The organism is Pedobacter frigidisoli, assembly GCF_032678525.1.
Lineage (GTDB): Bacteria > Bacteroidota > Bacteroidia > Sphingobacteriales > Sphingobacteriaceae > Pedobacter > Pedobacter frigidisoli_A.
Map to the genome: position 1 here is coordinate 1 of NZ_JAVTSE010000009.1, position 25,655 is coordinate 25,655.

The 25,655-nt window shown below is 42.4% G+C and carries 18 protein-coding genes; 10 read left to right on the top strand and 8 right to left on the bottom strand.

Features of this window, described 5'->3' with window-relative positions:
- The first annotated feature begins 120 nt into the window (after window positions 1–120).
- Both R2Q80_RS19600 and R2Q80_RS19605 read left to right on the top strand, forming a co-directional pair.
- Window positions 121–699 (top strand): hypothetical protein, encoded by a 579-nt coding sequence (locus R2Q80_RS19600; RefSeq protein WP_316801231.1) that lies wholly within the window; start codon window positions 121–123, stop codon window positions 697–699.
- Between the two features lie 146 nt (window positions 700–845).
- Window positions 846–1,961, top strand: coding sequence for an AI-2E family transporter (locus R2Q80_RS19605; RefSeq protein WP_316801232.1), 1,116 nt, complete (start codon window positions 846–848; stop codon window positions 1,959–1,961).
- A 150-nt stretch (window positions 1,962–2,111) separates the two neighbouring features.
- Here the strand turns inward: R2Q80_RS19605 and R2Q80_RS19610 are convergent, their stop codons facing one another.
- Window positions 2,112–4,316: a TonB-dependent receptor gene (locus R2Q80_RS19610; protein WP_316801233.1), complete on the bottom strand. Its 2,205-nt coding sequence runs from the start codon at window positions 4,314–4,316 to the stop codon at window positions 2,112–2,114.
- A gap of 122 nt (window positions 4,317–4,438) precedes the next feature.
- Between R2Q80_RS19610 and R2Q80_RS19615 the strand changes: the two genes are divergently transcribed.
- Window positions 4,439–5,371 carry a polysaccharide lyase gene (locus tag R2Q80_RS19615; protein WP_316801234.1) on the top strand — a complete coding sequence of 311 codons (933 nt, stop codon included), beginning with the start codon at window positions 4,439–4,441 and terminating at the stop codon, window positions 5,369–5,371.
- Between the two features lie 146 nt (window positions 5,372–5,517).
- Here R2Q80_RS19615 and R2Q80_RS19620 read toward each other — a convergent pair whose 3' ends face one another.
- From R2Q80_RS19620 to R2Q80_RS19645, 6 genes are all read right to left on the bottom strand, one after another.
- On the bottom strand, window positions 5,518–6,954 hold the full coding sequence (locus tag R2Q80_RS19620; protein WP_316801235.1) for an efflux transporter outer membrane subunit: 1,437 nt from the start codon (window positions 6,952–6,954) through the stop codon (window positions 5,518–5,520).
- A gap of 4 nt (window positions 6,955–6,958) precedes the next feature.
- Complete coding sequence (locus R2Q80_RS19625; protein WP_316801236.1) at window positions 6,959–10,099, bottom strand: efflux RND transporter permease subunit; 3,141 nt, start codon at window positions 10,097–10,099, stop codon at window positions 6,959–6,961.
- A 70-nt stretch (window positions 10,100–10,169) separates the two neighbouring features.
- Window positions 10,170–11,288 (bottom strand): efflux RND transporter periplasmic adaptor subunit, encoded by a 1,119-nt coding sequence (locus R2Q80_RS19630; RefSeq protein WP_316801237.1) that lies wholly within the window; start codon window positions 11,286–11,288, stop codon window positions 10,170–10,172.
- 108 nt (window positions 11,289–11,396) lie between these two features.
- Entirely contained in the window at window positions 11,397–11,789 is a 393-nt protein-coding gene (locus R2Q80_RS19635; RefSeq protein ID WP_316801238.1) for a hypothetical protein, read from the bottom strand.
- Between the two features lie 131 nt (window positions 11,790–11,920).
- Window positions 11,921–13,261, bottom strand: a complete 1,341-nt coding sequence (gene nhaA / locus R2Q80_RS19640; RefSeq protein ID WP_316801239.1) for a Na+/H+ antiporter NhaA — start codon at window positions 13,259–13,261, stop codon at window positions 11,921–11,923.
- 90 nt (window positions 13,262–13,351) lie between these two features.
- Complete coding sequence (locus tag R2Q80_RS19645) at window positions 13,352–14,437, bottom strand: glycoside hydrolase family 5 protein (RefSeq protein WP_316801240.1); 1,086 nt, start codon at window positions 14,435–14,437, stop codon at window positions 13,352–13,354.
- A gap of 46 nt (window positions 14,438–14,483) precedes the next feature.
- Between R2Q80_RS19645 and R2Q80_RS19650 the strand changes: the two genes are divergently transcribed.
- The 7 genes from R2Q80_RS19650 (at window position 14,484) to R2Q80_RS19680 (ending at window position 24,349) form a co-directional block, all read left to right on the top strand.
- Complete coding sequence (locus R2Q80_RS19650; protein ID WP_316801241.1) at window positions 14,484–15,851, top strand: hypothetical protein; 1,368 nt, start codon at window positions 14,484–14,486, stop codon at window positions 15,849–15,851.
- 16 nt (window positions 15,852–15,867) lie between these two features.
- Entirely contained in the window at window positions 15,868–17,856 is a 1,989-nt protein-coding gene (locus R2Q80_RS19655) for a cellulose biosynthesis cyclic di-GMP-binding regulatory protein BcsB (protein ID WP_316801242.1), read from the top strand.
- A 10-nt stretch (window positions 17,857–17,866) separates the two neighbouring features.
- Window positions 17,867–18,700, top strand: coding sequence for a hypothetical protein (locus R2Q80_RS19660; protein ID WP_316801243.1), 834 nt, complete (start codon window positions 17,867–17,869; stop codon window positions 18,698–18,700).
- Between the two features lies 1 nt (window position 18,701).
- The gene (locus R2Q80_RS19665; protein ID WP_316801244.1) at window positions 18,702–20,564 is read left to right on the top strand and encodes a glycosyltransferase family 2 protein; all 1,863 of its coding nucleotides are present in this window, start codon (window positions 18,702–18,704) and stop codon (window positions 20,562–20,564) included.
- Window positions 20,561–22,165, top strand: coding sequence for a hypothetical protein (locus R2Q80_RS19670; protein WP_316801245.1), 1,605 nt, complete (start codon window positions 20,561–20,563; stop codon window positions 22,163–22,165). Before R2Q80_RS19665 ends, R2Q80_RS19670 begins: the two co-directional genes overlap by 4 nt.
- Before the next feature lie 208 nt (window positions 22,166–22,373).
- Entirely contained in the window at window positions 22,374–23,216 is an 843-nt protein-coding gene (locus R2Q80_RS19675) for an SDR family oxidoreductase (protein ID WP_316801246.1), read from the top strand.
- A 128-nt stretch (window positions 23,217–23,344) separates the two neighbouring features.
- The gene (locus tag R2Q80_RS19680; protein WP_316801247.1) at window positions 23,345–24,349 is read left to right on the top strand and encodes an SDR family oxidoreductase; all 1,005 of its coding nucleotides are present in this window, start codon (window positions 23,345–23,347) and stop codon (window positions 24,347–24,349) included.
- A 91-nt stretch (window positions 24,350–24,440) separates the two neighbouring features.
- Here R2Q80_RS19680 and R2Q80_RS19685 read toward each other — a convergent pair whose 3' ends face one another.
- Window positions 24,441–25,592: a PAS domain S-box protein gene (locus R2Q80_RS19685; protein WP_316801248.1), complete on the bottom strand. Its 1,152-nt coding sequence runs from the start codon at window positions 25,590–25,592 to the stop codon at window positions 24,441–24,443.
- Window positions 25,593–25,655: the final 63 nt, after the last annotated feature.

The window sequence follows — 25,655 nt, forward strand, 5'->3', positions numbered from 1 at the left end:
AAGAATTGAAGCTACAGGTTACGGACCTGATCAGCCAATTGCAACAAATAAAACTGCAGCCGGTCGCCAGGAAAACCGTCGTGTAGAATTTACTTTATACTAATTTAAATACATCAAATCATGAAAAAACTTTTAGCAACAGTAATTATTTCAGCAACCACGGTGCTTGCTGCAAACGCACAAATCCAGAAAGGTAATGTATTAGTAGGCGGAAACCTAACTAACATCAACCTTGGATTAGATGACCCTAAAATCTTCAGTGTGGATATCACACCAAAAGCTGCCTGGTTTATACAAGACAATGTAGCTGTGGGTGCTTATGTAAACTTTGGTTTGGAAACAGCGAAAAATTCAAATACCACAACCAGCTATGGCGTTGGGGCATTAGGACGTTACTATACAGGAAAAGATACCGAGGTACTTCGTCACGGGCGCTTCTTCGCTGAAGCAACAGCAGGCATAGGTGGGGTAAATGTGAGTAAAGGCGGTGGTAATACCAACGGTCTTAATTTAAGTGTGGGTCCTGGATTCGCCTATTTCGTTACGCCAAATATAGGTTTGGAAACCTTGTTAAAGTATAACGGCCTGGTAGGTTTCGGAAGTGCTACAACACAAAGCAACCTTAACCTATCTTTCGGCTTTCAGATCTATTTACCAGGTCAGCGAACTGCCAGCAAAGTTAAAGGCGATATTAAATAATAGGTTAGAAATTAAAATGCTGTTACTTTAAAGTAACAGCATTTTTCTTATCAGATCAGAATTACCACTGGCCAAATGGTTTAAAGCTTACCTGTTTCGCTTAGCATCAACAGCCACAAGTATCATTAATATAAAACGTCAAAAAAATGGATATTAAATTTGCGCAAAAACCATTCTACGTAAAAACCATGTGCGTACTGGTCAGTCTGATTGCTGTTGGGTATCTGGTTATTATAGCAAAAGAGATTCTATCACCCCTGATATTCTCCTGCTTGTTTTCCATCCTGCTGTTACCCATGGCATCGTTCTTCGAATATCGGTTAAAACTACCCAGGAGTGCTGCCTCGATGCTATCGGTTATCCTGATGCTGGGTGCAATAGGAATTGTGCTCTATATCATCGGCTCGCAGCTTACCGATCTGGCAAACGACTGGCCGCAATTCCGCGCCCAACTCAATCTTACCGGTCAAAATCTGCAAAAATGGATTGATAATCGTTTTCATATTGATGCGGCGAAACAGCTTAACTATGTGCATTCAGCAACCAGCAAAGCGCTGGCATCCAGCACCACGGTAGTGGGCGCAACTGTATTATCACTTTCTTCCATATTGCTGTTTCTGGTATTTACCTTCATTTATACTTTTTTCTTCCTGCTCTACCGCACGCTGATCATGAAATTTCTCGTATCTGTTTTTTTAGAGGAAAATAAGAAAATGGTGTATGACATCATTGAACAGGTGCAATACATTATCCGGAAATATATTATCGGATTGCTTATTGAAATGGCTATCGTAGCAGCAGTGGTGAGTATTGTATTCTGGTTTTTGGGAATTAAGTATGCCATATTGCTAGGGCTCATTACAGGTATACTCAACATCATACCCTATATCGGGATCTTCGTAGCACTTATACTGAGCACGCTTATAACTTTTGCTACGGCCACTATACTTACAAAAGTAATACTGGTAATCGTAACTCTGGTGATTGTCCATTTAATCGACAGCAATGTCATATTGCCACTGGTAGTAGGCTCAAAGGTTAGAATTAATGCACTTATCACAGTTTTGGGTGTAATTATTGGCGAGATGATCTGGGGGATATCCGGAATGTTTTTGTCTATTCCGGTAATTGCCGTGCTGAAAATAATCTTTGATCGTGTAGAAAGCATGAAGCCCTGGGGTATTATTCTAGGGGATGAGGAAAAGAAGCAGAACAGACTAGCCAAGAAACTTAACCCCAGGAAAAAACTAGTCACGGAATAAACTGAAACTAAGTATCAGCCCGACGCAATTCATATTGATCTATCATCAAAATATCCCGAAGCCGTTTACAACAATCTAAACGGCTTCGTTTGTTTATTCATCCCTTCAAAATATTAGGAACATTGATCAGGCATTGCATTAGTCCTTCAACTAAAACCTCACCGATACGGTAGCCCTGATATTGAAGGGCGTTCCAGGAGTGAAATGAATTTCTTCCACCGGCAATGCTTCATTTTGTAATCTCGATTCGGTCGCAAACTGCGTTTCGTTCCAGGCCCTGTTAAAAATGTTCTCGGTAATAAGCCCGAAGGTGAGACGTTTCCAGGTATAGTTTACATTGGCATCAGTAATAAAATAGCCTTTCGCCACAATTGAATTATCTTCATTTGCCGGCCGGGATGCCAGATAACGTGCCTTGATGCTTCCCGAAAAACCCTTCAAATCCTTCATACTTAAGCCACCGGCGAAGGTGAACGGAGGCGCAAGCGGAATATAATTCGCTCCTTCCGGCTCATCCAATGCCCGGCCATGGTTATAAGTTACATCTCCATTTAAAAACAACCAATTGTTGAGTTGGTAACGCAGTCCGAAGTCCATTCCCTTTCTGGCAGTTCTGCCCCCTGGCTCAATTACACCTTCATCACCCACGTATACAAATTCCTGCTGCAAATAAAGGTACCAAAGTGCCGCATTCAGAATCAGGCGTGGGGCAGGTTTCCAGGTAGTACCCAAATCTGCACCGTATGCTGCAGGAAGTATCTGTTGCGTAGTTTTTGCAATCACCACCCTTGAATCATTGCTATGAGAACCTTTGCCCATTTTCAGGAAGAACTGGAGGTCCTTACTTTGGTTATAAAGAAAATTTAGCTTTGGGCTTAGAGTACCTCTACCCGTACCTGAAACGATATTATTGTTTAAATGATCAGTATATTTAAAATCAAAATAATCAAGGCGTAGCGCCGGATTAATCAGCAGTTTTCCTAAGTCAATCTCTATATTCAAAAAAGCATAGGCATTAAGCTCAGCCACATTCCCAAACTGGATTTGCTCCAGTTCGATAGTACGGTTCAACGTATGTGAAAGTTCAATATCTTTTATTTCATCTGCCCTTAATCCTGCACTAAGCTGGAAGCCAAGATCGGCTCCTGAAGCACTGTATTTTTTGTTCAACACAGATTGAAGACCGAAAATATTTCTGCCCTCTTTTTGTTTGATCTGATCGCCATTTACAGGATCATTCAGAAAAAAAGTAAAGTTGCTGTAAAGCTCAAAATCATAGCGGCTGTAAAAAGCGCTTGACTTGAGCGAGGTGCTTTCATTGATGTATTTATCGTATTGCAGATTTAGGTTGGTACGACTGGTTTTGCCGCCCTCATTGGCATCGATGGCGCCGAATCGTGAAATTAGCCCTTCATCAACAGCGCGCTGGGGAATCTGTCCGGAAGCCAGCCAGGAGCTGCTAAAGTGCATGGCCGAGAAAGAAAACTTATCGAGATTATTGAACGACCGGTTGTACTTTCCCATCAGGTTCAATCGCTTGAAATCCTGACTTGACTCAAAAGGACCATCAGTTTTAATATAGCTACCGGCTAAATAAGCAGACTGTTTGGCATCATTAACCAGATTGATCATTCCGAGCCCCTTGAAGGTATTAAACCTTCCGCCTTCCAGGGTAAGTAAGTTACCCTCCAACCGATCTCTGGTCTGCAAGGCTACATAACCTGCCGTTGCCATATTCCCCTTATTAGCATGATAGGGTCCTTTGTCGAAATCAATCTTCTCCACCAGTTCCGGAATCAGGAAGTGCAGGTCGGCATAACCCTGCCCGTGTGCATGGCTCACCATGTTTACCGGCATGCCGTCCACAGATATATTGATGTCGGTTCCGTGATCAAGATCAAAACCGCGAAGAAACAACTGCTCAGCTTTTCCGCCACCCGCATGCTGCCCGATAAAAAGTCCGGGGACTTTTCTTAGAAGTTCCTGAGATGAGTTTACCGGTGTGGTTGCGATATCTACTGCCGCAACCGACGACAGGTGATTTACTCCTTCAGAAACAACCACGTCATCGAGCTGGAAATTTGAAGGCGATAAAATAATATTCATTTCTGTCCCTTTCACTACCATAACCGCAGGTTGATAGCCCAACAAGCTCACCCTTATCGTATCTCCTCTGTCCACCTTTTTCATCAGAAAAAAACCAGACTCATTGGTGTGAGCATGTTTTTTTGTACGCTGGTTCTGTAGGTAAACACCATCCAATGGGAGATTACCGGTTGATACGACCCCTTTTAAAGATTGGGCAAACAGACTTGTAGAAAAAAGACTTAGTAAGATGATGTAAAATATCTTCATGACGCGAAACTACAAAATGTTATAGGTAACTCTTACCGAAATTTCACCCTAAACACTTGGAATTTTCACCCATACAAACGTGGTCAGTTAGTTAATTTCAATTGAACATTAAAAAACTAATCATGAAAAAAACAACCCTAATTCTGTTAGTGGCAACGCTGGCAGCCGCATGCAAAAACGACGTAGAAAAATCCAGTTTCAATCAGGCAATCCCGCTCGAAGTTTCCGCAAAAGATAATGCAGTATCTGCTGCTGCCGCCGAAACCGTATATGATACCCGAACGATTGATTTTACACGACCGAATGGAGGATATCCGCTTAGTTACTGGACTGCAGATTTCGGAAATGACAATGCAGCCAATAGTGGATCATCATCCCTAAGCACTGCAGAGATCGGCAGGCTGTATACAGAATCCAATACACTGCGCGTAAAATTGCTTGCAGATAAAATTGGAGATGATGGAGGAATGTGGTCTAACGCCACCATTGGGCGAAGCACTACAAAAAAGGTATTACAATATGATGTAAAGTTCGGTTATGTGACGGTTCCATTTGTATGGAGCTGGGGTGGAAAAATTCCGGGTTTAGGTGGTGGAGCTACTTATACGGGTTGTGTAATTACAACAGATGGCAATGGGTGGACATCAAGAGTGATGTGGAAAACAGACGATGCCGGCAAACCCTATTTAATGCCCTATGTATATTATGTTGACAAGCCAAATACCTGTGGCGATGATTTTGGGGCAAAGTATTACGGAGGAGACGGGACAGGATTAAAGCCTGGAAAATGGTATCGGGTAAGAATGGAAGTTACGATAAATACTGCTACAAATACCAATGGCATTTTAAAAATTACCATTAGTGAGAACAATAGCGGTACATGGTCTACACCACAAACCTTGATTAATAAAACCAATATCCGTTATGCCACTACCACCGCAGGGCGTGAAATTGATGAGCTCATCACAGGCGTTTACCGTGGTGGATCAACAACAGATTGGGCGGCGCCTGTGGATGATTTTGTCTTTTTAGATAATATTTTACTGAGCAATTAATTTGAGTAACGAACTCTCAGGAATCTTCGCTATATAGCGAATGAGTAAGAAACTAGCTTTCATGGCAATCCTATGGAAGCTAGTTTCTTTTACAACTTTATTAATTATCATTCAAAATCTCATGTAAACTACCTATTCAACTTCGCTTATCCTCCCAACGCCCGGTACAGCCCAATCAAAGCAGCGTAGGAAGCCTGTTTAAGATCTACCTGCTCCATTTCCACGTTTAATACGCTACCTTGAGCCACGATAACATCAAGGTAACTGGCATAACCCGCCAGATATAAATCATTGGCAGTGGAAACCGCGTTTTTAAGTTCAGCAACCTCCGAGGTTTTATAGTCATATGCCTGTTTGTAATTCTCTAGGGCAGATAATTGCATGGTGACCTCCTGATATCCATTGATTAAACTTTGCTGATATTGGTAAAATGCATTCAGCTGGTGGGCATTGGCAACCAGATTAGCATTTTTCAAACCCGCCCGGTTTAAAACCGGAGCGGTTAAGCCACCCAAAAACCCAGCTGCTAATGAACCCGGCGAAAATAACAATGTAAGTTTAAATGCATTATAACCTGCATAGGCATCCAGAGTGAGGCTGGGTAAAAAGGCTTTTCTTGCTGCAGCAACATCGGCTTTTGCCGCTTTCAATTCTTCTTCTGCCTGCTGTACATCGGGCCGGTTTAACAAAATACCCGATGGCAAACCAGCGTAAACCTTTTTTGGAAGGGGTAAATTTATCGCTGAAGTATCCCGACGAATTTTTGCAGGATAACGGCCAAGCAACAAATTAAGTTGGTTTTCAACCCGGGTAATGGCCTGCCTGATCTCAAACTGCTTTCCTTGAGTGGCTGTACGTTGGGCCTTAAACTGACTAACCGCTAATGCAGTAGCACGTCCTCCGGTCATTTGTGCTTCTACAACTTCAAGCCCCTTATTCTGCAAGCTAATATTTTCTTTCAAAATCTTTAACCTTTTATCCAGCGCAACAAGCTCATAGTACAGAGAAGCCACCTGACAGGTTAGCTGCGTTTGATACCACTTCAGCCCTTTGGTACTGGAAAGATATCGATGGTAGGCCGCTTCTTTCCGCTTAGACAGTTTACCCCAGATATCAATTTCCCATGAACTTCTGAATCCGGCAAAATAGTCGGGCGTAGGGCCGGGAATCTTTTGATCGGCATTTATATTTTCCGAAAAGTTGGTATCATAATTACCAACGCCGTTCATCGTATACTTTCCAAACTGATCTAAACCTCCAGATACACTTGCCCGGAGTGCAGGGAAAAGTGCAGCCTTACTCAGTTTAAGATTTGCGCCCGCAATCAATACGCGTTGTATTCCCGATTTCATATCCAGGTTGTTTTTCAAAGCACCGGAGATAAGCGTATCAAGTTCTTTTTGAGTAAATATTGATTTCCAGCGCAGGGCTTCTTCCGGAACGGGAACCATTGTGTTGAATTTTTCCGGCAGTTTAACGGTTTCTGGTAGTGTAACCCGTTTTACCGGATTACAGGCCGCGAGCAATAGCAAAGCTGCAGAAAATAGATAATAATATATATTTTTAATTTGATTTAGTTTCATGAGATTAGTGATTTTCAGATGCAACATCAGCTTGAATTTGTTCACTTTTTTTAGGAGCAAGCAAAGCATATAAACCTGGGATGATTAAAACGCCGAAAAGCGTTCCGATAAGCATACCACCTACCGCGGTCATACCAATAGACCGGTTACCTATAGCGCCTGCACCGGAAGCAATACATAAAGGAATCAAACCGGCAACGAAGGCGAATGAAGTCATCAGGATTGGGCGCAGTCTCGATACGGCACCGATCTTCGCAGCCTCGATTACGTTTGCGCCTGCTTTTCTTTGCTGTTCAGCGAATTCTATGATCAGGATGGCATTTTTACCTAAAAGACCAATTAACATCACTAATGCCACCTGAGCATAAATATTATTCTCCAATCCGGCGAGTTTCAGGGTAAAAAATGCACCTGCAATTCCCGCCGGCAGCGATAAAAGCACTGGTAAAGGAAGCAGGAAACTTTCGTATTGCGCCGCGAGCAACAGATACACAAATATTAAACAGATGATAAAAATGTAGATGGCCTGGTTACCAGATAAAATCTGTTCACGCGTCATTCCCGACCATTCGATGGTATAGCCTCTGGGTAGCTTTTCTTTCGCCGTGGCTTCTACCCTGGCAATGGCTTCACTGCTGCTGTGCCCGGTAGCCGCTTCACCGGTAATCATCGCCGAAGGATACATATTATAGCGGTTGATCTGCTCAGGCCCATATACCCGTTCCAGGGAAATAAATGTGGAGTAGGGTACCATTTCTTCCCGGTCGTTTTTCACATAGAGCTTCAGCAAATCTTCAGGCTTACCGCGGTATTGCGGATAAGCCTGCACCATTACTTTATACATCTGCCCGAAACGAATAAAATTGGTGGCATAATAACTTCCAATAAGGGTTTGTAAGGTGTTCATGGCGTTATCAATGGTTACCCCTTTCTGAGCGGCCATATCCTGATCTACATGAATAAGATATTGCGGAAAATTAGGATCAAAACTGGTGAAGGCACCTGAAATACTTTCGCTCTCATTAAGTTCCTTCAAAAATGCCTGTGTAACCGATGCTGTTCTACCCATGTCTTCACCCTTGTTCTTATCGAGCATACGCAATTCAAATCCGCTGGCATTTCCAAAACCAGGCACAGTTGGAGGAGAGAAAAACTCAATCGATGCATCGGAGATATGCCGGGTTTTGGCCTTCAGTTGCGCAATCAGTTCATCTACACTTTCTGTTCTTTTATCCCAGGGAGAAAGATTAATCATGCCCATGCCGTATGAAGCACCTGTTATCTCACTCATCAGACTGTAACCCGCTAATGTGCTCACATTTTCAACCGCACCAAATGATTTAGTAACTTCCTGAACCTGATCCAACACCTTTTCAGTTCGCTCTACAGTAGACCCTGGAGGTGTAGTAACATTGATATAAATCATTCCCTGGTCTTCAGTTGGAATAAATCCTGATGGCAAAATACTGATGCCTAGCCAGGTAGCAAAAATAAAAAACACAAGCATGATCAGGGTTACAGGCTTTTTAGCAGTAATCCGACTGATTAAACGGCCAAATTTATGCTCGGTTTTATCATAGCCCTTATTAAACACGTTGAAAAATTTTTGCAAGGGATTTTTCTTTTTCTGGTGCTCGGGGTTGTGTTTCAACATAATAGCACACAGCGCCGGAGTAAGCGTGAGGGCGTTAATACCCGAGATCACAATGGATATGGCCAGCGTTAAAGAAAACTGTCTGTAAAATACCCCAACAGGGCCGGAGAGAAAGGCAACCGGTATAAATACCGCCGACATCACCATTGTAATTGCAACGATGGCACCACTGATTTCTTTCATGGCTGCAATAGTAGCATCCATAGGCGACAGATGCGCTTCAGACATCTTCACATGCACTGCCTCAACCACCACAATTGCATTATCGACCACAATTCCAATAGCAAGCACCAGTGCAAAAAGTGTCAGAATATTAATCGAGAAGCCCATGACCTGCAAAAAGGCTAAAGTGCTGATTAAGGCTACCGGAACGGCCAGAGCGGGTATTAACGTGCTGCGAAAATGCTGCAGGAAAATAAATACCACAATGAATACCAATACAAAAGCTTCAATAAGGGTTCGCAAAACCTCATGAATACTGGCATCCAGAAACCTTGAAACATCGTAAGCATAATTATATTGCATGCCAGGAGGAAAACTGGTTTCCTTCAGTTCCGCCATCTTTGCCTTGATGTTATCAATAACCTCACTGGCGTTTGAGCCAGGCCGCTGTTTAATCATGATCGATGCCGATGGGCTTCCGTCGGTTTTCGAAACCATGTCGTAACTAACTGTTCCAAACTCCAGATCGGCTACATCTTTCAGGCGAATCAATGCGCCGTTAGGCTCGGCCTTGATCACCATTCGTTCATAATCTTCCTTGCTGTTAAATTTGCCCCCGTACTTCAGCACATATTGTTTAACCTCACGCCCTGTACCCGAATTTTCACCTGCAACTCCCGGTGCAGCCTCAATATTTTGTTTGCGCATCATGCCTACAATATCATCAACCGATAAATTGTATGATTTCATCCGGTCAGGCTTGAGCCATACCCGCATGGAATAATCGCGGGCACCCATAATCTCCACGAAACCCACTCCATCGATACGCTTCAACTCCTGCAACACATTAATGTCTGCGAAGTTGTAAATGAATTCTTCATTCATTTCCTTATCCGTACTGGTTACATTCAGATAAAGCAGCATGCTGTTTACCTCTTTTTCGGTTGTTACACCAGCTTTAATCACCTCTTCAGGCAACTCATCCAAAACCGTGGTTACCCGGTTTTGAACATTAACCGCAGCCTGGTCGGGATCTGTACCTACATTAAAGAAAACTTGCACCAGCGTAACACCATTGTTGCTGCTAACCGAGTTCATATAAGTCATGCCTGGAACGCCGTTTATTGCCCGTTCCAAAGGGGTGGCTACTGCCTTGGCGCAAACCTCGGCATTGGCGCCATTATAACTCGCGGTTACCACCACGGAGGGTGGTACGATATCTGGAAACTGTGTAATGGGAAGCTTGAAAAGCGCAAGCACCCCCAACAGGATTAAAACGAGGGAAATGACCAGTGAAAGCACTGGCCGTCTGATAAATGTTTCTACCATTTGTTTTTATATTGCAATGCATTCGCCAGGCGCAAAGCACCGGCGGCATTCATCATGAAATATTGATTGATTATTTGCTGGCTAAAAGTTTTTTCATGGAGGTGTAAACCGGTTTTATAACCTTTCCGTCACGAAGTTCCTGTACACCTTCGTAAACAATTATCTCGCCGGGTTTTAAACCTGATCCTACGACATAATAGCCTGACAAGCTAAGCTTTGGAACAAAGCTCCTCATCTTAACAGTATTATTTTGATCAAGCACAAAAACATAACTCTTATCCTGAATTTCAAAAACCGATTTTTGAGGAACGAGAACACTGCCTCTCAATTGCGAATTTAAGCGGATCTTTCCTGAAACACCATGTTTAAGAATATGATTGGGATTATTGAACATGGCCCGGAAAGCAATGGATCCCGTATGATCAGAAAAAGAATTTTCATGGGTCTGAATTTTTCCTTTCACCGGATAAATGCTCCCATCTGATAGGATGAGTGTAGTCTCCTTATCATGATCAAAACGACCTTTACCGTTGCGCACAAACTGAAGGTATTCGTTTTCAGAAACATCAAAATAGGCATACATCTGCCTGGTATCCGAAACGGTAGTGAGCAGTGCCCCTTCTTCTACTAAACTACCGGCTTTTAATGGTAACAGATCTATCCTGCCCGAAAATGGCGCCCTAACCCTCGCATAAGTCAGCTTCTGGTTAGCATCATCGATCATCGCCTTGGCAGTTTTTATGCGCGATTCTGCTTCCGATAATTTGGCTTCCCCCAAAGATAATTCTGAAGGAGAAATTACCTTTTTATCTACCAGTGTTCTAATGCGCTCCAGCTCCACCCCGGCAATACTGGCCGAAGATAGTGCACTGGCCAGATTTGCCTTTGCCTTATTCAGCGCTATGGCATATTCCCGGTTGTTCAACTGAAATAAAAGCTGTCCCTGCTTTACCTCCTCCCCTTCATCTACTAAAACACGATCAATGAATCCACGCATCCTTGAACGCACTTCCACATTTTTTACCGCTTGTATATCGGCAACATAATCGTTCGTTAATGAAGTGTCCTGTGCTTCTAATTTAAGTACAGGTATTTCTACTATATCATTTGTTTTATTATTGGTATTGCCATTTTTGCAGGCTTGAAAAGCCAATACAAGCATAGGAATTACCATCCATCTTAGTTTCATTGTTGAATGTTATTTCTAAAAAAGAAGCATAGCAAAGCCGCTTCATCTGAAAATTATTTAAAGCACATGGTTACCTGCGAATGCAGGTGAAAAGAACAAAATAATACTTTAGAAATAGGTCAAACGGTAAAGAAACCCGTGTTGTGCACAAGAAATGTGTGGCTGCTGATAGCCCGTTAATGAATAAGGAACGGTATAATTTTGAGTAAGCCTTTTACCAAAAGGCTGTAAATCAAGACCGGAATCATTAAGATGTTTGTACTTCTTACGGTACTGGCTCGCCTTGGCCTTAACAAAGCTAAAATGGTTGTCAATCTGGTAATGATCCAAACCAACGAAATCACTAACCTGTTCGCCAAAATCTTCGAGATGAGAACCAACCTTCTCGCCTACACCAGGAAATGTAGAATTTAAAAGCCCAAATAACACGAACAAAAGCATCAATGCTGTGCAACGCAAAGCCTTTATAATACCGGACGTAGACGTGTGGTTTCTTGACATTTTCAAATTAGGGAACTGCACAAAGTTATAAAAACCAATAAAAAACAGTAAAGAATTAGTGTAACAGAGTTGAAACTAAGGTGATTTACGATATTTTGATCAGAGTAATTATTACTCTTCTTGCCCTTTTATTACTCCCTAAATTCAGTTTGTTTAGGTGCAGTTCCCCTTAACACCAGGGTACCCAGTATGCCCGCCAGAACCGAAGCAATCAGGATTCCATATTTGGCTTGTTCCACATATTCCGGACGCGAAAAGGCCAGTCCGCTGATAAAAAGCGACATGGTAAAGCCTATCCCTGCAAGCAGCGCAACCCCGGTCATGTGTTTCCAGGTTCCGCCCTCAGGCAGTTTGGCAATCCCCAGTTTCACCATAATAAAACAAAACAACAATATGCCGGTGAACTTGCCCAGTACCAAACCTGCTGTTACGCCAATGGAAACCGGGTTAACTATTGCTGAAAAGAAATCGGCACCGATCATGATGCCCGAATTGGCCAATGCAAAAAGGGGCATAATCAGAAAGGCCACATAGGGATGTAGCGCATGCTCAATTTTTTGGAGCGGCGTTTCCGCAGCCAGGCTAAGGTGCTTCACCTCCTGTATGGTGCGGTGCTGGTCGGGTGTGGTCAGGGTACTGTTACTGGGAATTTCGCGGTCGAAATCATCAGTCAGTTTACGAAGGCTATCGGAATATACCTGCTCATCAATTCTTGTCCTCGCCGGAATGGTAAAAGCCACCAGCACCCCCGCAAGCGTAGCATGAACACCTGATAACAGGAACCCAATCCAAACCGCAATACCTAAAATGAGATAAAAGGCACTGCTTCTGATGCCCATTGCGCTTCCGATAATCAGCACTAGTAAAAAAATCCCGGCAATGCCAAGCGCTACAAAGTTAACCTGTCCGGTGTAAAAGAAGGCAATTACCAATACGGCACCAAGGTCATCCGCCACGGCTAATGCCGATAGAAAAACCTTGATGCTACCCGGAATGTGCTTGCCTGCCATGGAAAGCAACGCCAGCGCGAAGGCAATATCGGTGGCCATTGGAATCCCCCAGCCATGCGAAGCACCTGTGCCGCGGTTAATCAAAAAGTAAATCCCCGCCGGAACAAGCATTCCTCCCAGCGCTGCTGTCATCGGTAGCAAGGCTTTCGAAAATGTGGAGAGTTCACCCTCCATAAATTCTCGTTTGAGCTCCAGGCCAATCACAAAAAAGAAAAGTGCCATTAGTCCGTCGTTGATCCAGATGTGCAGGGGCTTATCAAGCAGGTGCTCACCCAAGCCCACTTTAAAATGCGTATCCCACAAATGGTGATAAGATTCAGCAAGGCTGGAATTTGCCCATACTATTGCCACCAAAACACTGATCAGCAAAACAATACCACTGGTATATTCCAGATGAACAAAACGGTTCACCGGCGCAATAATTTTTTCTATTGGTGTTTTGGGTATATTTTTAATCATCATGTATGGCCGGGGCTAACGATCTCTTTCCCGATAATTGCAAATTAGGAAAAAGCCATTATTATTTTCACTATTTTAAAAAATGAAATCAGCTCAGGGAATATACCCAATAGCCTTCCTCATTCGTGGAGAAAGGTTATTAATATCGGCAGATTGCTTAAATATCGAAAAATCCTGATTGTAGTCCCAAATGATGCCTGGAATTTTGAGAACATCCAATTCACTTCTTACTGCTAACAGGTAATTCGCAAGATCATCATCGGTAATGTATTTTCGGTACGCTCCATATTCTCCGCAAAGTAAGGGTACATGGTTTTTCAATGCCCAGCCTGCCACAATCTGAAGTTTGTCGCTGATTGCCCCCTGCTTCCCCTCATTTTTATAATTATTATAATTTTTCTCGCCTGCGGTACCCATTGCAAGAGGACTAATCGGAGGCATCGAGCCGGCAGTGTATGGAAACGGAATTCCTTTGGTACTCACCTGCTTACCCACCCACTCTGCACCCTGATGAGTAAAAACAAAAGGTTCATAAAAATGGAAGGTATAAATAACGTTTTTGGCAGATAATGGTTTAACCCTGCTTAGCTCGTAAATACTGTTGAAATTAGATGCACCTATGATAATCGTTCGGTCAGGAGAATATTTCCTGATAGCAGCAATTACTTTCTCTGCCAATGGTAACCATAAGGCGTCATTGATGGTCGGTTCGTTGAGAATCTCAAAATAGAGGCTTTCAGTACTGATTTTTCTGTATTTCTTTTCTAAGATTCCCCATAACTGCAGAAGTCTGCCGCTGTCACGCTGATAAGTCTCTTTTCTCAAAGTACCATAATGATTCACCAAAATCAGATGGATTCCAAACTGCCTGCAATTCAAGATTACATTTTCAATATTGGTCATCAATGCGGTTTGCTCAGCTTCAGATCCATTTAGATAAAACCGCTCGAAATCTACGGGTAATCTGATAGTTGTAAAGCCAAGTTTACGGATAAGCTCAAAATCTTTATAACTAATTGGTTTTGATTGTAAAACTTTAGGATTCCAGTAATTTTCAAGCCAGGATATATTAATCCCTCTGGATAATTGCCTGTTTCTATCAAACGACCGGTCTTTCTGGGCAAAAGCATTAAATTGAACATATAATACAAGTAAAATCACTATAAGTATACGTTTCATAGTATAAATTTTGTTACTTTTAGGCAGTCTTCATCCTTAGTCGTTTATGATCCTGCATTCCAAAGATAGCATAATCCAGGCTATCCAAGTAAATGATAATGCACTGCACAAGCAGCTGGTAAAAAAATACCTGTACTACTCAAATATCATTATTTGGACGGTTATTTTCTTTTACCCGCTGTTGGGTATATTGGATTACATTTATGCCTACGAAATATATCAAACCCTCATTCTTATCAAGGTCATAACGGTGTTGGTCATTTATGCAGTTTATGATATCTGTTCGGTAAAACGGGCGTCGCCACTCATCCCGCTCCATATTACTTTTTTCACCATTGCATGTAATGCAGCTGTACTCTGTAATCTGGTGTCCTTTGAAGTTGCACCAATATTTTTTCTGGTTTATGCGAGTTTATTTATGCTCTTTAACCTGGCTGTATTCTGGCATCCATCTAATTCTTTTGGTCATTTTTTCGCTACATTGTTCATGATTGTGCTTTGTTTTCACACCATTAATAATGGAAGTCTGGCTTTATTTATTACTCAAGGGGCAGGATTGTTCATCATGACAGGGTTCTTTTCCTGCTTTATACCTGTCGCCCGGCATAACATTATCAAAAGAAATACACTTAACGACCTGAGAGTGAAATATTCAACTGCTCAACTTCAGGTCCTCCACGAAGAGTTGTTCAGGAAAAATATTGAAATCGAAGAATCTAACTCCAGACTAACAGAACTGGTGATGCAACAAGACACTTTTCTTTCGCTGGTAAAGCAGGATATTCATGTATTCATTGACGAAATTAATCGAACCTCTAAAGAGATGCGTCAAACAGACACTAATTTGAATGCCATTGCTGATATACAGCACAGTGTGGCCAGTTTGGAACAACTCGTACAGCTGTTACCCGAGGAAGATGATGCTCCTGCTAGCGATATCCTTTTGCAATACTCAGCGGTTGATGTATTGCAGTCTGTTACAGAAGTTGCCGCTTGTATGACCGCACAACTCGCAAGCCATGGGGTTTCTTTTCAGGAAGTTGCCAAACAACCGAAACACCTGTTACAGCTCGATCAGCTTTATTTCGATCAGCTTCTTTTTAATTTGTTTGCAAACAGTTTGAAATTTGCATTGCCGGGCACCACATTTTTAAGCAGCGCCAGGTCTGTTGAAGAAGAATATGTGCTTGTAATCGCTTGCATCAACACCAACGTAAACCTGGATCCTTTCCGTTCAGAAAACTGGATGCCTGAACACCCAACACCACAAAGCCTTCAGAAAGGCCTTGGCCCGGGATTTTATATCGCCAGGTTGCTGGCAAATAAAATGAATGCAAGTCTGCGCTATCATAGCAGCACTAACTATTCAGCATATGAAATCAGGTTTAACACCCAATCACCAGATGAATATTAATTAATACGAATCCAATATGAAAAAACTTTACCTTCTGGTCTTTTTTGCATTATTTGGTCTCCACCTTTTCGCGCAGCGCAGTTTAAGTTCTTACGGTATCCCTACCCAAATTCTTAAAGGCACTGGTGGCTCCTACAGCTATTACATCCGCTTATTACCCAATCAGCAGATAAATGGCAGCATGTTATCATTGCACTATGAAATCCCAGCTACGCTGAATTTCAACAAAAGTTATATACATGTTTCCGTAAATGACGAGCCAACCTTTAGTGGTGCCATCATTAAAGACTCCGTGAACAGAATATCAATCCCAATACAGTCAAACTCCGGACAGAAAGATGCTTTTCTAAAATTGACCATCCGTGCGCAGTTATTCGTAGGCGATGATCCCTGTCAGGATGAAAATAATCCCTCGCTTTGGCTTAAGGTCTTACCCTCTACTGCAATCAAATGGGCCTTAAACAAAAATTACGGCCTGGCAGCAATCAATCTTTCTAATACCTTATTTACGAAGAAAGCAATCGTGTACCCGAATAACATATCAGCGGGAGAGCTGCAAACCGTAGCCCTTACCTATGCCAGACTGCGAAAAGCAGGGATAAATGACATCAGATTGTATTCACAGGATGAAATGCCAGCACAGCTAAACGACTTTATATATATTGGCCTTTTACACAAAATAAAACCTGCTTTCCGATCAAAAATCAAGATAAATCCAAAAGCGGGCCAGGGCTTGGTTTACCTTTCTAAAACTACTGGCCTTGATCAGGTTGATCAGGTATTGTTTCTAACGGCCAACGACATTCCGGGCTTATCCAAATCCCTGGATGCGGTATTAACCAAAGGAATTTTTGAGGCCTGCTTTCAGGATTATTTGCTAATTAACAAATCGGCTTATAAACCTTATACGAAAACAAATCGGCTTTACCTTTCTGATCTGGAAGACAATAATATCCTGATGACCGGAAGTGGAAGTTTATATCATAATTTTGCTTTCAAAACTTCAGCCTTTGCCGACTTGCCGGCCGACCTTAATGCAGAATTCAGCATCAAATATACCGGCCTGGAGAAACAAGACAGGGGTTATTTCAACATTTACCTCAACAATGCACTCATCTCCAGTGCGCAATTAAATGAATCAGGATCCTTAAGGGTGAGCACAAGTGTCAACCGCTATCAATTGAAAAAGTTCAACACTTTGAGAACAGAATTTATATTTCATGCTGCTGATGGAATTTGCGCCGGAAACTTCCGCAACTTTATCGGACAGGTCGACGCAAAAAACTCTTATCTCACTGTTCAATCAAAACTTAGTGAGAAAAACCTCACTTTTTTTAGTTATCCGGATGCCTTCCAGCAGGAGGCTGCAATACTTGTATCTAAGAATGTCTTGTCATCATCAGTGCAGGCAATAGCCAAACTGGTAAGTGAAATCAACGATCATTATAGTAATGAAATCAGATACCGCCCGGTGGTCGACTTTGCAGACCATGCAGAACAATACGCAGGAAAAAACATCATTCTCATTTCCGGCAGAAAAGATGCCTTATTAGGGAAGTTTAAGCAAATACCGCTTAAGTATAACCAGGCTTTTGCCATATACGATAACGCCAGCAATGAGGTGATTTACCAGCTGTCGGCCCCAGATCGTTCTGCTATAGCACAGATTTTCGAAGATGAACAGTTCCCAACAGTGCTGTCCATCACCATTCCAGATGAAGGCTTCTCGTCTGCTGCATTACAACAAACAGTTAGCAACTTGAATGAACAACTGAACCAATTTTCAGGAAATACACTCATCAGCAATAAAAACAATCACCTCATTTTTAATCTGGCGCAAAACAGCAATAATGTACGATATGCCGATAATGGAAACACGGTGTTCAGCTTGTTTTGGGAGAAATATAAACTTCTCTTGCTGGCAGGCACTTTGTTTCTGATCTTCCTGAGCTACCTGTATGTCCGTAAAAAAGTTAAACAATCTCAAAATATTGTAACCGCTTAACCCTTGAATAATGAAATTTAAACCTAAAGCAACAATGCTCATACTATTGGTTTGCGCCTGCTTTACACAGCAGAGCTCCGCTAGCGGATTCCCAACAGGAAAAAGAAAAACACTCCTTTCTCCTTATCTGAGTTACTTTAAGGCGGTAGCTTACCGGGATGCAGATGGGAACAAATTTGATTACGGCAACAATGGAAAATATACCTCACTTACGGCACAACTGTACCTTGAACACGGTATAACAGACCGGCTGGATCTTGTCGCCAAAATACCTTTAAATGCTGCCAGATTTGCAAACGACTATCAAAGCAATACCAATACTACATTAACCGACCTTGAGGTAGGCCTGAAATACAATTTCGTGAGGTTCAATAAAAATCAGTATTATCTGTCGGGGCAGGCGCTCGCCAGTGTTCCGCTATATGGAACGAATAAAAACCCGGTAGCAGGGTATGGCCAGTTCGGAACAGAATTGAAGCTGATGTTTAGTGGAAATGCTTCTGAACGCACTTACTTTAACGTAGAAGCCGGATACCGGCAATACCTGGGAAATAAGGTCGGTAACGTTGGGCAATTTACCTACCTGGCCACTTCGGGACTAAAAATCGGAAAAAACAATCAGCTTACAGGCGAATTCAGTGGCGTTAGCTCCTATAAGTCCAATTTATTTGACCCTCAGAATTTAGCATCAAATACCGCCTTTACTTATGTAAAGGCAACTTTGGGTGTTGGCCAGCGGATTACAGGGGACAACTGGATTTTCGCAGGGGTTTTCCATGATGTATTCAACCGAAACTCGGGAATAGGCGAAGGTGGGATGTTAACCGGAATTATCCGCTTTTAGCATGCCAGACATAGCAACAGATCAATTGGGAAAGTTATTGCTCGATGAGGGATTGATTAACCCCCCGCAACTGAAGCGTATGATTGATTTTGAGCAATCCAGCGGGCTATCCCTGATTAAGATTGCGCTTAACTTTGGTTATATCAGCCGCAAGCGCTATATGCAATTTCTTGAAGGTTACGGTTATGTCTTTCATAATTTAAGACAGGAAACTGTTGACGAACTCGTAATGATCAAAAACGATCTCAAAGAAGTAGACCGGAATCTAATTCTACCCCTTAGGATTGAAGATAACAGACTCATCATTGCTGTGGCCAATCCTTATGCATGGTTTGATATCAGATCGGTATCGCGAAACTGGGATATGGAAACAGAAGTAATCGTATGCTCAGATCTGGACATCTTGTGGTTAGCGCACAAATTATTAGGCGGCGAATATGTAAAGTCTGCTGTGTTTGATTTGCTTAACCGCGATCCGGATAGTTCCGCGTTGGTTACCTTTACCCCCAAACAGCTTATCGTACTGTTCAGCTTGTGCGCGCTGGTTACAGTCGCTTTATTTCTGAATTTCATCAACACCACCATCATTATTAACATCATAATGAGTACTTTTTTCCTGGTGGCGATTGTTTTTAAACTTTACCTTGCTTTAACGGGGTCCAAATTTGAACTATATCAGGCAGTAAGCAAGAAAGAACTGAAACAAATGAACAGTGAGGAATTACCTGTTTTCACAATTCAATTACCGGTTTACAAAGAAGATAAACTGATTCGAAAACTTATCTGGAATTTACAGTCACTTGATTACCCCAGAGAAAAGCTGGATATTAAATTGCTGATTGAAGAGGATGACGAGAAGACCCTCAATGCGGTGAGGGATCTTGATTTCCCGGCCATATTCGAAGTTATAGTGGTGCCTTTTCACATGCCCAAAACCAAGCCGAAGGCTTGTAACTATGGCTTACATTTCTCCAGGGGGGAATACCTCACCATCTATGATGCGGAAGACGTACCCGACCAGGACCAGCTAAAAAAGGTAGTACTATTATTTAAAAAACTACCCTCCAATTTTATATGTATCCAGTGTGCGTTGAATTATTTTAACAGGAACGAAAATTTCCTGACCAAAATGTTCACGCTGGAATATTCTTACTGGTTTGATTATATGCTGCCAGGTTTGGGCACTTTGGACATTCCCATTCCACTTGGCGGCACGAGCAATCATTTTAAAATGGAGAAGCTGATGGAGCTGGGGGGCTGGGATCCTTTTAATGTTACAGAAGACGCTGATCTGGGAATCCGTGCTTTCGCTAAGGGTTACAAGGTAGCGCTCGTCAATTCCACCACCTATGAAGAAGCTAATAACGAACCTTTCAACTGGATCAGACAAAGGTCGCGTTGGATTAAGGGCTATATGCAAACCTATCTGGTACATATGCGCAACCCTGCACAACTCATCAGTAAAATTGGCTGGAAAGGTTTTTGGGGCTTTAATTTTTTTATTGGCGCTACCCCACTTACATTCCTTGTATATCCTGTACTGCTGGTGCTTTTTTTATGCTATATTATTTTAGACCTTAAAAATATCAAAACCATCTTTCCAGACTGGGTGCTTTATATCTCCACCTTTAACCTGGTTGTTGGCAACATATTAATGATTTATGTAAATATGATTGCCGTTTTTAAGCGGCGTTTTTATGAGCTGATTTTATTTGCAATTGTCAACCCCGTCTACTGGCTAATGCATTCCATTTCAGCATATAAAGGACTATGGCAGTTAATTACCAAGCCATTTTATTGGGAAAAAACAAATCATGGCCTGAGTAAAGTAAGTGCCCAGCAGGGAAAAAAGACCGAACCATGAAAGCTTTAATTCAATCGAAATACCGTTTATACCCCATTTCTTTCCTGCTGTTCGGCTATTACCTTGCCCTGGCTTATTTGTTATTCTATAAAGGTATTTACAGCAACGAAGCCTTGTTTTTTGCAGAGAAATCTATTTTATTCAGGGGTGGTGAGGTAGATAAAATTACCTTGGTTGGTTTAACTTTCCCCCAGCTTTCTTTTCTTTCCACCTGGTTATTTTCCATTTTTGATATTGCTTTCGCACCCTACATCACTTCGGCAGTTGGCACTACAGTTTTATTTTTTGTAATTGCTAATTCTATTGAAACGCACCAGCACAGACACTGGCTTTTTGCAGGTATTCTGATTACCTTTTTGTTTCACCCGGCTTTCTTATTCATTGCCGTATCAGGTAAAAGCGATTACATGACACTAATTTTCTTCTATCTTTTCATTTCTGCCTTCTATAAATATTTCAAGTATAACACCTCTTACCACATATCGGTGGCCAGTATATACTTCACCATGTTGGTTTTCTCGAATTTTAAGTTTATATGGCTAGCCCTATTTATCCTGCCGGTTATTTTTGTTGCAGCGCTGCAGTCTATGCAGATTGCCAAAACAGACCCGCTTGAGCGTATTGCCTTTGCATTTAACAGCCTCTCGATCAGAAGAAAGCTCACCAATAAAACCATTGCCGTTTATTTGATTGTATTTGCTTTGCCATTAACAGGTGTCTTTGTTTTCAGGCTTTTGAACCAGGTTTACACTGGCGATCCCAACTATTTTTTAGATAGCCCTTATGCCAATTACCTGGCAATAGTGAACCAAACAGAAAACTTTAACAGTTTTAGCACTGGCGAGCACACGTTTTTCTTTCCGGAAATTAGTTTTTTGACCACAGTACGCATTTTACTGTATGCACCCATGATTTTACTTTGCCTGTCTATTTTCAAAAGCAATATGCGAAATACCTTCATCGTATTTGCAATGTTCCTTTTTATGGAATTCCTTAAAATCAAATATCCCGACGTTTTTCTACAGGTCGGATTTTATGCCACCTTCATCTGCATGTGCTGGGGAATTATTTTAAATGCCAGGCATTTAGAAAACTTACGTTTTACCGGTCAGTTCTATCTGGCAGTAACTTTCCTTCAATTGGTAAGTGGATATCTGATGATGAAAAATTCCAATATTCCTGAAGAGCGGAATTATATCGCTCAATTTGCAAAAATGGTTTCTCAACCAAACGCAATAGTTGCAGATGAAGATAAGTTGTTTGCTGAGAAAATTGCTCAGATTCAGGAGATGGACAAAATACTGACTGATGATGCTACCTCCTATCGCATCATTGCGCTGTCGCGTTCTGCAAAACAATTCCTGGTACCGTCCCAAAAAACCTTTCTGGCCGCACTTGAAGTTCCAAAAAAACATGTTGAATATATTCTCATACCCAGCGACGCAAATCCAGGTAGATATTTTAGCCTTTTAAACAGCGGTGTACTGGAAAGACTGACGAGGAACGGCCTTGTCTTGAAAAAAGCCTTTTCCAATAAAAACTGGGTTTTATATAGCCTGAATGGTATATCCCCGTCTGATCGACATCATTCACAGCCATGATCACTCCATTTCTCCATTTGCAATCCCCTCTGAAAACCGGCCAAACTCATACTTGAAAGGCCAACCCAACTTCAAATTCGTCTCTGAACCGCATCTGACCCATTCGATACTTACATCTTGTTTGCCGGTTGAAATTTAGTCAATAGCCATCTCTTTCTTCCTTATCCGAAAACCATTCACAATGGAAAATGTTAATAAATAATCCATTATGAAAACACCTGAAAAACAACATAGACAGCCTGGCATCGAATCCAGAATGGATCCAAGACCTGAAGTAATTAAAAAAACCTATCAGGGAAGTGGTAAACTTGCCGGAAAGGTGGCGCTGATTACGGGGGGCGACAGTGGTATAGGACGCGCAGTTGCCGTACATTTTGCACGGGAAGGTGCCCATGTTGCCATCGTTTATCTTAGCGAAGATGGCGATGCGAAAGAAACGCAAACAATGGTTGAGGCTGAAGACAAATCCTGTCTTTTAATTAAAGGAGATGTTAAAAAACCTGCCTTTTGCAGTAAAGCAGTTGAAAAGGTTGTTCAGCATTTCGGCAAATTAAATATTCTGGTGAACAACGCCGGTATGCAGATACCGCAGAAAGATCCGAAAAAAATAGATCATAAACAGCTTGAGGATACTTTCAGGACGAACATTTTTGGCTACTTCTATTTTGCTGATGAAGTATTGCCGCACCTCGTGCCGGGCGATTGCATCATCAATACCACTTCAGTGACTGCCTATCGCTCTTCACCAAACCTGATTGATTATTCTTCAACGAAAGGCGCAATTACCTCCTTCACGCGGTCGCTGGCAACGAACCTGGCTAAAACGGGGATTCGGGTAAATGCGGTGGCGCCAGGCCCGGTTTGGACACCACTGATTGTTTCTACCTTTGACGAAGAAAAAATTAAGTCTTTTGGTTCTGAAACTGCCATGGAACGTGCCGGACAACCCTCAGAAGTTGCCCCCGCTTATGTTTTTCTGGCCAGCGAAGATGCTTCTTTTATTACCGGACAGGTGATCCATGTTAATGGCGGGGAAGTGGTGAATGGCTAGCGGCACATTTTTACATTATAATTTTAGTCAGCCACCAAAAAAACAACCAGGTTTTAGCTTTTTTGAAAAATATCAAACCAAAAAAAAAGCGGAGGGTTCTTTAATAGAACAGATAAAGAATCAACCCAATGGATGACAACAAAATTACCAGAAGAAAAGCGCTGGGCGGCCTAAGCCTGGCGATGGCGGCAGTAGCAGCCTCACCTATATTAGCAAATGCCGCAGTGCCAGGTGGCCTCCATTTGGGCGATGCAGATTTACAGGATCCGACTACAAAATATCCGAGACCACCTTTTATCCATCAAAATCAGCCTTGGCCTGCCCTGGCAAGCAAAATGGACCCCCGGCCAGATCATGGAGAAACAACTTACAAGGGCTCAGGTCGCTTATCAGGCAGAAAAGCTTTAATCACTGGTGGAGACTCAGGGATGGGCAGAGCAGCAGCAATCGCTTACGCCCGCGAAGGCGCAGATGTAGCCATCAATTACCTTCCTCAGGAAGAGCCCGATGCAAAGGAAGTGATTGAACTTATAAAAAAAGCCGGAAGAAAAGCAATCGCAATCCCAGGCGATATCCGCGACGAAAGCTTTTGTAAAAAACTCGTGGATGAAGCAGCCAAACAGCTTGGTGGATTGGATATCTTAGTCAGCAATGCAGCACGACAACAATCTAACCCTTCCATTCTCGACATTACCAGCGATCAGTTTGACTGGACAATCAAAACCAACATTTACGCCCCGTTCTGGATCATTAAGGCCGCATTACCTTATCTGAAACCGGGCTCATCGATCATCGGTACCACTTCAGTCCAGGCTACCGATCCCTCCCCGGATCTTTATGATTATGCACAAACAAAAGCTGCGACCACAAATTTCGTGAAGTCACTGGCCAAGCAATTAGGTCCGAAAGGCATACGCGTAAATGGGGTGGCACCCGGTCCAATATGGACACCACTCCAAATGGGCGGTGGCTCGACACCTGAAAAACTTAACGCATTTGGTAAAGACACCCCTTTAGGCCGGCCTGGACAACCTGCTGAACTGGCATCTATATATGTACAACTCGCTTCCAATGATGCGAGCTTTTCAACAGGCCAGATTTATGGGGCAGCTGGTGGAAACGGCCAGCCATAGTCTTCCTCAAACTCATCAGTCCAGTACCGCATTATGCGGTGTTGGGCTGATCAATATTATAAAACGAACATTACGATTACTTCGACGACGTTTAACCGGCAGGCAGTTCAAACGAAAACTCCGATCCGCTTCCCAGTTCGCTCTTAAGCACAATCTGAGAACCATGAAGCGTTAAAACGGTAGATACCAGGTAAAGCCCAATTCCGAATCCGGGAATAAGTTCGGTTTTTTCGGTTTCCACTCTATGAAATTTCTGGAACAAAAGTTTTTGATTTTCTGTAGAAATGCCCAGCCCTTTATCAGCTACCTTAATGTTTACCATCTGGTGGTGACGTTCGCAACTCACCGTGATGTCACCCCCCTCTGGAGAATATTTCTGAGCATTACTGATCAGGTTGGTGATCACCATGGCAATTTTTTCCTGATCCGCATTTACCTTACAGGAAGCTAGTCCCTGATATTTGATCGCATGTTTATGACTGATGACCAATGCATCAGCTATACAGTCATCAAGGGTATTTACCACGTCGAATACTGCATTCTCAATGCTGATTTTGCCTTCTTCAAAGCGGGATAGGTTTAAAAAGTCCCTGATCATGTTCTCCATTTTTTTGGCCTGAACTTCTGCCCTGCCCAGGGCTTTCAACAGGAAAATCTCATCAGAAGTTTTTTTAGCAGCAACCTGAATATACGATTTAAGCGAGGTGAGCGGTGTTTTAAGTTCGTGACTCACAAAACTTACAAACTCATCCTTCTTCTGCTGCATTAATTTTTTATCGGTAATGTCGCGTGCTATTTTAGATAAACCAACCACATTGCCGTAATTATCTTTTATGGGTGAAATGGTTAGCGATACGTGAATCAGCGTACCATCTTTTCTGAGTCTTTGCGTTTCGAAATGATCCACCCGTAAACCCTGCCGTAGTTGAGAAAGAATTTTAGGCTCTTCATCATGACGCTCAAGGGGAATAAGTTTAAGAATTGATTCTCCAATCATTTCATCTGGCAAATACCCGAATATCCGCGTTGCAGATGCATTCCAGCTGGTAATGATACTGTTTAAATCTTTACTGATGATGGCATCGTCTGAAGATTCAATAATGGAATTGAGTACCGCACTTTTCTCCTCTACCAGTGTGAGCGCACGGATCAGTTGCCTCAGTTCCGCATTGTCGAGCTTTAATTCGGTTTCCCGCTTTTCGTACCCTTTAATCTTCTCTATGATATCCTTAGTTTCGCTCATGGTTTAATTTGCAAACAATATAGGAATAATCACCTGATTTGCGCAATACGGCACGCATTAGCT